The organism is Mesorhizobium sp. M0894 (genome assembly GCF_040319725.1).
Lineage (GTDB): Bacteria > Pseudomonadota > Alphaproteobacteria > Rhizobiales > Rhizobiaceae > Mesorhizobium.
The window spans coordinates 362121-372648 of the sequence record NZ_JAMYOG010000006.1 but is presented as its reverse complement, the minus strand read 5'-3'; the positions used below and the strand labels follow the sequence as shown (position 1 = coordinate 372648).

Sequence of the window (10528 nt, the reverse complement as noted above, 5' to 3'; positions counted from 1 at the left end):
CTGAACGGCCAAGCAGCGCTCTCCGACGCTCAAAAAAGCATATATGCCTCAAATCGCATATCTATGCGCCTTCTCTGCAAAGGCCTCACAAGGGGAGAAGGGAAGGTTTCTACGCATCCGCCCTGAACGTCTGCTTCTGGATACCCAGCCCTTCGATACCGAGCTCGACCACATCGCCGGGCTTCAGGAACACCGGCGGCTTCATGCCGAGGCCGACGCCGGGCGGCGTGCCGGTCGAGATGATGTCGCCTGGATGCAGCGACATGAACTGGCTGAGATAAGACACGAGATAAGCGACGCCGAACACCATGGTCTTGGTCGAGCCGTTCTGCATGGTCTTGCCGTTGACCGTCAGCCACATCGGAATGTTCTGCGGGTCCTTGACCTCGTCCTTGGTCACCAGCCACGGGCCGATCGGCCCGAATGTGTCGCAGGACTTGCCCTTGGTCCACTGGCCCTGCCGCTCGGCCTGGAAGGCGCGTTCAGAGACGTCATGTGCGACGCAGTAGCCGGCGACATAGTCCAGCGCCTCGGCTTCGGTGACATATTTAGCGGTCTTGCCGATGACCACGCCGAGCTCGACTTCCCAATCGGTCTTCACCGAGCCGCGCGGGATCAGCACGTCGTCGTTCGGCCCGACAATGGCCGAGCTTGCCTTCATGAAGATGATCGGCTCCGGCGGCACGGTTGCGCCGGTTTCTGCGGCATGGTCGGAATAGTTGAGGCCTATGCAGATGAATTTGCCGGTGCCGGCGACGCAGGCGCCGATGCGCGGTTTGCCGGAAACTGCCGGCAGCGATTTCGGATCGAGCTTCGACAATGACTCGAGCGATGCCGGGTCGATCGCCCTGCCGGCAATGTCGGTGACATGGGCGGAGAGGTCGCGGATCGTTCCATCCGCATCAAGGAGGCCAGGGCGTTCGCTCCCCGCCTCGCCATAGCGTAGCAGTTTCATGCAGTTTTCTCCCAGTTGCGACCAGAGGCCGTTTGCAAACTCGCTCCGCTGCGGCGAATGGCGTGGGTTTCGAGAACCGGAGCGGAGCGTACTTAAAGTACGTGAGCCTAGGCAAGCGCGGACGCCGCGCCAGGCGCCCGGCAGAATTGGATTTTCAGACTCCTAGATCGACCAGCCACCGTCGATATTATAGGCCTGCCCCGACGTATAGGTGGCACCGGCGAGATAGACGGCGAGGTCGGCGATTTCCTCGGGCGTGCCGAGCCGGCCCATCGGCTGACGGGCGATGAAGGCGGCGCGGGCTGCTTCGTAGTCGCCCTGCGCGTGCATGCGGTCGTGCAGCGACGGGCTTTCGACCGTGCCCGGGCAGATCGCATTGCAGCGTATGCCCTTGCCGACATAGTCGGCGGCAACCGATTTGGTCAGGCCGATAACGGCCGCCTTGGTCAGGCCATAGACGAAACGGTTGGGCACGCCCTTGGTCGAGCTGGCCAGCGACGCCATGTTGATGATCGAGCCGTCGCCGCGCTCAAGCATGCCGGGCAGCACGGCGCGGATGGTGCGGATCATCGAGCGGACATTGAGATCATAGGCAAAGTCGAGATCGCCGTCCTTCATCTCGAGGATCGAGCCGGAATGGACGAAGCCGGCGCAGTTGAACAGCACGTCGACGGCGCCGATCTCGGCAAAAGCGACGTTCACCGCCTCGTCGTTTAGGACATCCAGCTTGCGGGTCTTGATACCGGGGGTCTTGCCGAGGTCGGCGAGCACCACTTCGTTGATGTCGGTGGCATGGACGACGGCGCCGGCCTTGGCGAAAGCCAGCGCACTTGCCCGGCCGATGCCTTGCGCCGCCGCCGTGACGACAACGACCTTGCCTGTCAGATCCGCCATGCTTTTCTCCTCGCCCGTCTGTGATCGTTCGGCTTTTTACCGGCACAAGGCCGGGGCGCAATGTGCCAGACGGGCACCACCATCCCGCCTGTTTCGATATTCGCCCTGCCGGCCAAATGTTTTTTCTCGGTAAAGAACATCTTTTGGCCCGTCAAGCCCGGACGTCCCTCCGGGACACTCAGTCGCCGTAGGGCACCCAGACGTTCTTGACCTCGATCGCACGGCGCAGCAAGGCATCGCCGGCTGCTTCGCCCGATGTCCAGTCAAGGCTGTGGCCGTTGCCGGTCCAGACACGCTTGAGATTGCCGATGGACTCGGCCTCCGCCTTGGCACAGGTCTCGGCATCGGCGAACATCCAGAGCCCGTCGACATCGTCGTGCTTGGCCAGCACGCCGGCCAGCTCGGCGCTACGGCCCGTAACGATATTGATGGCGCCCGCCGGAACGTCGGAATATTCGATGACCTGGTAAAGGTCGGTGGCAAGCAGTGGATATCGTTCGGACGGCACGGCGACCACGGTGTTGCCCATGGCGAGCGCCGGCGCAACCAGCGAGATCAGGCCGAGCAAAGGTGCGTTGTCCGACGCGACGATGCCGACGACGCCGACCGGTTCGTGCAGCGCCAATGTGACGGCACGGGCCGGCGGCTGGTGGACGCGGCCCTCGAACTTGTCCGCAAGCCCGGCATAGAGGAACAGCCGCTCGATCGATAGCTCGACCTCTTCACTCGCCGCCTTGGCCGTCGCGCCGGTGAGCTGGGTCAGACGGGCGGCAAACTCGTCGGCGCGGCCGGACAGGTTTTCGGCCAGATAGTAAAGCACCTGGCTGCGATTGTAGGCGGTCGCTTCCGGCCAGGCCTTGCAGGCGCGCGCGGCCGCGACGGCGTCGCGGATATCCTTGCGGTTGCCGAGACCGACCTCGCCGGCGAGCTTGCCCTTGGCGCTGGCGACGGCAAGGGAATAATTGCCGTCCGGCCGGACCTGCTTACCGCCGATGAACAGCTTTGCCGTGCGGTCGATGGCATCGCCTTCCGGGCGCTCGATGGGCTGGGCAGTGGCCACAGCCGGTTTGATGATCGGGCCGAGCGGCAGTTTTGCCGAGAGGTACTCGAACATGCCCTCGCGCCCGCCTTCGCGGCCGAAGCCGCTCTCGCGATAGCCGCCGAAGCCGCAGGCGGCGTCGAACATGTTGGTGCCGTTGACCCAGACGACGCCGGCCTTCAATTGCGGCGCGACGTGCAGCGCAAGATTGATGTTCTCGCTCCACACCGAGGCGGCCAGGCCATAGCGTGTGTTGTTGGCGAGCTCGACCGCTTCCTCGGTATTGCGGAAGGTCATGGTCGCCAGCACCGGCCCGAACACCTCTTCCTGGGCCAGAATGTTAGCCGGCGAAACACCTGTCGCCAGCGTTGGCAGATGGTAATAGCCCGAGGCGGGCAGTGCCGAGTCCGGCTGCCAGCATATCGCGCCCTGCTTGGCGCCTTCGGCAATCAGGCCCTTGACGCGGTCGAGTTGGGTCAAATCGACCAGCGGGCCGATATCGGTGTTCTTGTCGAGCGGGCTGCCGACGCGCAGCCGGCTCATCCGCGTCTTGACCTTGGCGATGAAGGCGTCGGCGATGCCTTCCTGCACCAGAAGGCGCGAGCCGGCACAGCAGACCTGGCCCTGGTTGAACCAGATGCCGTCGACCAGACCCTCGACGGCGCTGTCGAGATCGGCATCCTCGAAAACGACGAAGGCCGACTTGCCGCCAAGCTCCAGCGAAAGTTTCTTGCCCGAACCGGCGGTGGCCTTGCGGATGATCTTGCCGACCTCGGACGAACCGGTGAAGGCGATCTTCTGGATGCCGGGATGATTGACGATTGCCCCACCCGCTTCCGGCCCGCCCTGGACGATGTTGACGACGCCCTTCGGCACGCCGGCGCGTTCACAGATCTCGGCAAACAGGATGGCGGTGAGCGGCGTGAATTCCGCGGGCTTCAGCACCACGGTGCAGCCCGCAGCGAGCGCCGGCGCGATCTTCCAGGCCAGCATCAAAAGCGGGAAGTTCCACGGGATGATCTGGCCGACGACGCCGACGCCCTTATGGGCTGGAAAGTCCCTGTCCAGCGCCTGCGCCCAGCCGGCATGATGGATGAAATGACGGATCGCCAGCGGCACGTCGATGTCGCGGCTTTCGCGGATCGGCTTGCCGTTGTCGATCGATTCCAGCACCGCGAACAGCCGTTGGTGGCGCTGCATGGCGCGGCCGATGGCATAGAGCACTTTGGCGCGTTGATAACCGGTGCTGGCGCTCCATTTCGGCAGCGCTTTTGTGGCGGCCGAAACCGCCGCATCGATATCGGCAGCACCGGCATCCGAGACCTTGGCCAGCAATTTGCCGGAGGCGGGATCGCTGGTGTCGAAGGTCTTTCCATTTGCAGCTGCTTTCCAGTCGCCGCCAATGAACAGGGCTTTCGAGAAATCACGGGTCGTCAGCCAGGCATCGGCCTCGTTGCGGGCCTCCGGCGCCGGGCCGTAATCCATGGCGTGATAGCGTTCGAGAATGTTCATGAAGCGCTCCGAATCACGCCATTGCGTGGCGATGATTGGCCGAGTAGTGGCCGGTCAGGTGATGCTCGAGCTGGCGCTCGATGTCGGTCAAAAGGCTCGATGCTCCGAAGCGGAACAGCTCCGGCTCCAACCAGGGCCGGCCCAGTTCTTCTTTCATCAGCACCAGCCAATCGAGCGAGGCTTTTGTCGTGGAAATGCCACCGGCCGGCTTGAAGCCGATGAGATAGCCGGTTTCCTCGAAATAGGCGCGGATGGCGCGCACCATTGCAAGGCCAACCGGCAGCGTGGCGTTGACGCTTTCCTTGCCGGTCGAGGTCTTGATGAAATCGGCACCCGCCATCATCGCCACCATCGAGGCGAGCATGACATTGCGCAGCGTGGCGAGGTCGCCTGTGCCGAGGATCACCTTCAGATGCGCCTCACCGCAGGCGGCCCGCATCGAGACGATCTCGTTATAGAGCTCCTGCCATTTCGCCCCGAATACCAGACCGCGCGGAATGACGACGTCGATCTCGTCGGCGCCGTCGCGGACCGATGCTTCGATCTCCTGCAGACGTGTCGAAAGCGGGGCAAGGCCATGCGGGAAAGCCGTGGAAACGGCGGCGACACGGATGCCGCTGCCGCGCAGTGCTTCGACGGCAGTGGCGACGAAGGGATGATAGACGCAGACCGCCGCCGGGCGGATGTTTTCGCCGGTAATGCCGAGCCCCTCGGCAATGTCGCGGCGGAATGGGTTGACCGCCTTGGCACAGAGCCGGCGCACGCGCTCTTCTGTGTCGTTCGAGTTCAGCGTCGTCAGGTCCATGCAGGCGACGGCACGCAGCAGCCAGGCAGCCTGGTTATCGGCCTTGATCGAGCGTCTTTTGGTCAGGCTGGCGACGCGGCGTTCCAGCGCCGAGCGGTTGACGCTGCGCATCGATTCCATGAAGCCAAGATCGAGCCTCATGCCGGGATTGCGAGCAATAGCATGGGCCTGCGGCATCGGCGCATTGGCGGCGGCGCGCGCCGGCAGCGGCGTGATCTTGGACGTGCCGAGATCGGTTTCGCGGATTGTGCTGCTCATCTCCTGCCCCTTGTTCAGCGACTTATGCCGAAGATAGACCGTGAAGCAGCGCTTCACGAGTCCTTCAGGCGGTCATAGCGGAAAAAGACAGTCAAGGCAGCCGATTTTTGACCGTCCGGTCAAAATCAGGGTCTCAAAGCAGTGGACGCTGAACTGCCGCGTCTCAGCCGACGAAGGCGCGCTCGACTACGAAGCTTGCCGGATGATGCAGCGAGCCTTCCTGGAAGTCGAGGCTTTCGGCCAGTTCCTTCACGTCTTTCAGCATATGCATCGAGCCGCAGATCATGATGCGATCGGTCTCGGGATTGAGCTTGTCGATGCCGAGATCGGTGTAGAATTTGCCCGAGCCGATCAGCGCGGTGATGCGGCCCATGCGTTCGGACGTCTCACGCGTCGTCGAATTATAGAGCGTGACGCGGCCGCCGGTCAGTTCGCCGATCAGCGGGTCGTTCTCCAGCGCGGCCACCAGCTCCTGGCCGTAGATGAGCTCGGCATTGTCGCGGCAGGTGTGGGTCAGCACGACTTCACCGAACTTCTCATAGGTGTCGGGATCGCGCAGCAGGCTGGCGAAGGGCGCAATGCCGGTGCCGGTCGAGATCATGAACAGGCGCTTGGCCGGCGTCAGCGCGTCGACCACCAGCGTGCCGGTCGACTTCTGCCGCATGATGACGGTATCGCCGATCTGGATCTTCTGCAGCTCCGAGGTAAGCGGGCCGTCCGGCACCTTGATCGAGAAGAATTCCAGCTCGTCGTCCCAGGACGGGCTGGCGATCGAATAGGCGCGGAACACCGGCTTCTCGGCATTGGGCAGGCCGATCATGACGAACTCGCCGGAGCGGAAGCGCAGCGACCGCGGCCGGGTGATGCGGAACGAAAACAGCCGGTCGGTATAGTGCTTCACCGAGACCACGGTTTCGGCATAGACATTGGCCGGTATCGGGAACTGCAACGGCCGAGCGCCGACGGTGTTGAACGCGGATGTGGTGTTCATCAAACCTAACCTTCTGGGCCAGCTCAGCGCCGGGCCAAATTATCACCTGCGCGCCCGAACCGGTCAGGTTCCTGCGTGCCCTTGCACACTCCGAAGCGGTAAGCTCTTGTGTCCGGAATTTATTAGTATACAAACGATATTTGCGTCAAGACGTCGCCGTAAAACAGCTTTCCAAACTGAGGCATGTAAGCAGTTCGGGCATTTCGGGTTTCGACAATGGAACAGAATTTTTCGGCGCAAGCTCTGGATTCGAGGGGCAGCGTCGTCGCCGGTATCGATGTCGGTGGCACCTTTACCGATCTGCTTCTGATCGACGGCCGTGATGGTGGCCGGGTGCATATCGCCAAGACCCCGACCACGGTCGACAACCAGGCTTTCGGCGTCGTTGCAGCTCTTGGTGCCACCGGCTTTCGCGTGGACGGCATCGACCTCATCGTGCACGGCACGACGACCACAACCAACGCGGTGCTGGAGCGCCGGCTGGCCAAAACCGGCATGATCACCACGCGCGGCTTTCGTGACGTCATCGAGCTTGGCCGGCGGACACGGCCGCAAGCCTATGGCATGACAGGCACCTTTGTGCCGATCATTCCGCGCAATCTGCGGCTCGAAGTGTCGGAGCGGGTCGAGGCCTCGGGCGCGGTGCGCATACCGCTCGACGAGGCCGAGATGCGGGCAGCGATTTCACAACTGATCGAAGCCGGCTGCGAATCGCTCGTCATCCATTTCCTGCATTCCTACGCCAACCCGGCGCATGAGCGGCGCGCGGCCGAGATCGGCGCCGAGCTTTGGCCGAACGGCTACATCACGACAGGCCATGCGCTGCTTTCGGAAGCGCGCGAATTCGAGCGCGGCGTTACCGCTTCGGTCAACGCCTCGGTGCAACCGATCCTCGAACGCTACGTCGAACGGCTGCGCAAGGAGCTGGCGTCAAAAGGCTACGCCCGCGACTTCCTGATCATGAACGGCAATGGCGGCATGATATCGGCCCGCTTTGTCACACGTGAATCGGCCAAGACCGTTATGTCCGGCCCCGCCTCCGGCGTCATTGCCGCGGCCTATACCGGCAAGCGCGCCGGCTTCGAAAACCTGGTCACCTACGACATGGGCGGCACCTCGACCGACGTGGCGCTGATCCGCAAGGCCGAACCGGCGGTGTCGAACGAGATCGAGATCGAATATGCGATGCCGATCCACGTGCCGATGGTGGCGGTGCACACGGTCGGCGCCGGCGGCGGCTCGATCGCCCGCGTCGACGCGGCCGGCCTGATCCAGATCGGCCCCGAAAGCGCCGGTGCTAATCCCGGCCCGATCTGCTATGGACGCGGCGGCGTCGAGCCGACCATCACCGACGCCAATCTGGTGCTCGGCCGGCTGGCGCCGAAAAAGCTGCTGGCGGTGGAAAACCCGGTCACCGTCGAACATGTCACGGGCATATTCGAGGACAGGATCGGGCGACCTACCGGCCTGTCCGGCGTCGAGGCGGCGGGTGCGGTGCTGCGGCTGGGCAACATGAAGATGGCGGGCGCCATCCGCATGGTCTCGGTGTCGCGCGGTCACGACCCGCGCGATTTCGCGCTGTTCGCCTTCGGCGGCGCCGGGCCGCTGCATGCGACCGCCCTGGCGCGCGAGCTCGGCCTGCCGCGGGTGCTGGTGCCGGCGCGGCCGGGCATTACCAATGCGCTCGGCTGCGTCGTCGCCGATCTGCGCCATGACTTCGTCAACACGGTCAACCAGCCGGTGGCGGGGCTCGATGAAGCCCAGCTCCCAGCTATATTGGAACGGCACCGAAACGAAGGCGAAGAGTTGATCGGCAAGGAAGCGGTGAAGCCGGAGACGATCCGCGTCACGCATTCCGCCGACATGCAGTTCGTCGGCCAGACGCATATTATTAACGTGCCGCTGCCGTCGTCTGCGGTGACGCGCGAGGTCCTGCAGCAACTGTTCGAGAAGGCCTATTTCGCCCGCTTCAAGGTCGAGCTGCCGGAAATCCGCGCCAATCTGGTCAATCTCAACACCTCGGTGACCGGCGTGCGGCCGGCGATCGATCTGTCGCGGCTGATCGATCCGGCTGGCCGCGCCAAAACGCTCGAAGAGGCGCGGCGCGAGATCCGGCCGGTCTGGTATGGCGGGCGCTGGTACGACACGCCGGTCTACAGTAGGGAAAAGTTGCCGCTCGACGCCATCATCGAAGGCCCGGCGATCCTCGAACAGATGGATGCCACAACCGTGCTCGAGCCCGGCGACCGGGCGCGCTCGGATGCCGACGGCAACATCATCATCGACATTGGTGAGGCCTGAGATGCAAAAGCTCGACGCCATCACCCTTTCGGTCCTCCAGGCGGCGCTGCAGCAGGTCTGTGACGAGATGGACCTGACGTTTTCGCGCGCCGCTTTCTCGCCCGTCATCGCCGAGGCCAATGACCGCTCCGACGGCATCTATTCGGCAGTCGATGGTTCGCTGATCGCGCAAGGCAGCCAGGGCCTGCCGGTGTTCGTCGGCGTCATGCAGTATTCGACCAAAACGGTGATCGAGATGATCGCCGACGGACGCTGCCTGCCGCCCGAGCCGGGCGATATCTACATCGTCAACGATCCCTATCTCGGCGGCACCCATCTGATGGATGTGCGCTTCGCCATGCCGGTCTATCGCGACGGCAAGATATTCTGCTGGCTGTCGAACACCGGCCATTGGCCCGACATTGGCGGTTCGGTGCCGGGCGGCTTCTCCGCCTCGGCGACTGCGGTGGAGCAGGAAGGCTTGCGGCTGCCGCCGGTGAAATTGTTCAAGAAGGGCGTGCTCGACCCTGAGATCTACGCCATCATCTGCTCGAACATCAGGGTTGCCGACCAGCGCATCGGCGACATCCGCGCGCAAGCGGCAGCACTGCTGATCGGCCAGGACCGGCTCAACGGCATTTTGGATCGTTACGGAGACGAAACGGCCGTCGAAGCAATCGCCGAATTGCGCCGCCGGGCCGCTGAACAGATGCGTGCCAACATCGCGGCAATTCCCGATGGCATCTACCGGTCGCAGGCCTTCGTCGATTCCGATGGGGTGGTGAACGAGCCGCTGACCATTGCGCTTGCCGTCGAGAAAAAAGGCGACACGCTCCGCTTCGACTTCTCAGGCTCGTCAAAACCCTGCGCCGGGCCGATGAACAGCGTGCTGGCGACGACCTTGTCCTCGGTCTACCTCGCCATGCGCCACATTTTCCCCGACGTGCCGATCAGCGCCGGCGCCTTCGAGCCGCTCATCGTCAAGCGGCCAGAAGGCACCTTCCTCGATGCCAAATATCCGCGGCCGGTATCGGGCTGCGCGGCCGAGGTTTCGCAGCGCATCGCCGAGGCGGTGTTCGCGGCCATGGTGCAGGCGCTGCCGGACAGGGTGACTGCGGCTCCCGCCGGCTCCAGCGGCAATTTCGCGCTCGGCGGCAACGATCCGCTCCGTGGCCGCGACTACGTCATGTACCAGATATCCGGCGGCGGCTATGGCGGCAATGCCGATCATGATGGCCTGACCAATGGCTGCTCGACCATCGGCATTTCCAAATCGCCGCCGGTCGAGATCATGGAACAGGCTTTCCCTGTGCTCTATCGCCACTATGCGTTGCGCGAAGGCTCGGGCGGCGCCGGCAAGCATCGCGGCGGTTTTGGCCTCGCTTATGAGGTCGAGATCCTGCGTGGCGACGCCCGCGCCTCCTTCGTCATGGACCATGGCCGTTTCGGCCCGCAAGGCGCGCTCGGCGGCAAGGACGGCGCGGTCAACACGGTGACCGTGTTCCGCGACGGTGAGGCGCATGTGCCGCCGCACCTCTCCAAGGAACAGGACATCACGCTGAGGGCCGGCGACCGCGTGCGCGTTGGCACGCCGGGCGGCGGCGGCTACGGCAATCCCTGGCAGCGTGATCCGGAATTGGTCGCTTGGGATATCGCCCTAGGCTATTACACACCCGCAGAAGCCGGCGAAAAGTTCGGCGTCGCGCTGTCGGCGAACGGGTTGGCGATTGACCGGGCAGCGACCGAAAAGAAGCGCGCCGGCTGACGATGCTGGCCAGCATCTCCGCTGTGCCA

The 10528-nt window shown here is 63.8% G+C and carries 7 protein-coding genes; 2 read left to right on the top strand and 5 right to left on the bottom strand.

The window, feature by feature from the left end; all coding sequences use genetic code 11:
- Positions 1–109: 109 nt before the first annotated feature.
- The 5 genes from NKH91_RS15260 to NKH91_RS15240 form a co-directional block, all read right to left on the bottom strand.
- Positions 110–955, bottom strand: coding sequence for a fumarylacetoacetate hydrolase family protein (locus tag NKH91_RS15260; RefSeq protein ID WP_023720565.1), 846 nt, complete (start codon positions 953–955; stop codon positions 110–112).
- Between the two features lie 162 nt (positions 956–1117).
- Positions 1118–1849 (bottom strand): SDR family oxidoreductase, encoded by a 732-nt coding sequence (locus NKH91_RS15255; RefSeq protein ID WP_352495108.1) that lies wholly within the window; start codon positions 1847–1849, stop codon positions 1118–1120.
- A gap of 178 nt (positions 1850–2027) precedes the next feature.
- Positions 2028–4400 carry an aldehyde dehydrogenase family protein gene (locus NKH91_RS15250; RefSeq protein WP_352495107.1) on the bottom strand — a complete coding sequence of 791 codons (2373 nt, stop codon included), beginning with the start codon at positions 4398–4400 and terminating at the stop codon, positions 2028–2030.
- A gap of 13 nt (positions 4401–4413) precedes the next feature.
- On the bottom strand, positions 4414–5463 hold the full coding sequence (deoC, locus tag NKH91_RS15245; protein WP_352846780.1) for a deoxyribose-phosphate aldolase: 1050 nt from the start codon (positions 5461–5463) through the stop codon (positions 4414–4416).
- Positions 5464–5626: 163 nt separating this feature from the next.
- The gene (locus tag NKH91_RS15240) at positions 5627–6454 is read right to left on the bottom strand and encodes a ferredoxin--NADP reductase (RefSeq protein WP_352846782.1); all 828 of its coding nucleotides are present in this window, start codon (positions 6452–6454) and stop codon (positions 5627–5629) included.
- Positions 6455–6670: 216 nt separating this feature from the next.
- On the opposite strand from NKH91_RS15240, the gene NKH91_RS15235 reads away from it, so the two are divergent.
- Both NKH91_RS15235 and NKH91_RS15230 read left to right on the top strand, forming a co-directional pair.
- Positions 6671–8755: a hydantoinase/oxoprolinase family protein gene (locus NKH91_RS15235; protein ID WP_352846784.1), complete on the top strand. Its 2085-nt coding sequence runs from the start codon at positions 6671–6673 to the stop codon at positions 8753–8755.
- A gap of 1 nt (position 8756) precedes the next feature.
- Entirely contained in the window at positions 8757–10499 is a 1743-nt protein-coding gene (locus NKH91_RS15230; protein ID WP_352846786.1) for a hydantoinase B/oxoprolinase family protein, read from the top strand.
- The last annotated feature ends 29 nt before the right edge of the window (positions 10500–10528 follow it).

Excerpts from the sequence above, each read along its gene's own strand:
- NKH91_RS15260 (WP_023720565.1), bottom strand. The coding sequence starts at position 955 with ATGAAACTGCTACGCTATGGCGAGGCGGGGAGCGAACGCCCTGGCCTC.
- NKH91_RS15255 (WP_352495108.1), bottom strand. The coding sequence starts at position 1,849 with ATGGCGGATCTGACAGGCAAGGTCGTTGTCGTCACGGCGGCGGCGCAA.
- NKH91_RS15250 (WP_352495107.1), bottom strand. The coding sequence starts at position 4,400 with ATGAACATTCTCGAACGCTATCACGCCATGGATTACGGCCCGGCGCCG.
- deoC (WP_352846780.1), bottom strand. The coding sequence starts at position 5,463 with ATGAGCAGCACAATCCGCGAAACCGATCTCGGCACGTCCAAGATCACG.
- NKH91_RS15240 (WP_352846782.1), bottom strand. The coding sequence starts at position 6,454 with ATGAACACCACATCCGCGTTCAACACCGTCGGCGCTCGGCCGTTGCAG.
- NKH91_RS15235 (WP_352846784.1), top strand. The coding sequence starts at position 6,671 with ATGGAACAGAATTTTTCGGCGCAAGCTCTGGATTCGAGGGGCAGCGTC.
- NKH91_RS15230 (WP_352846786.1), top strand. The coding sequence starts at position 8,757 with ATGCAAAAGCTCGACGCCATCACCCTTTCGGTCCTCCAGGCGGCGCTG.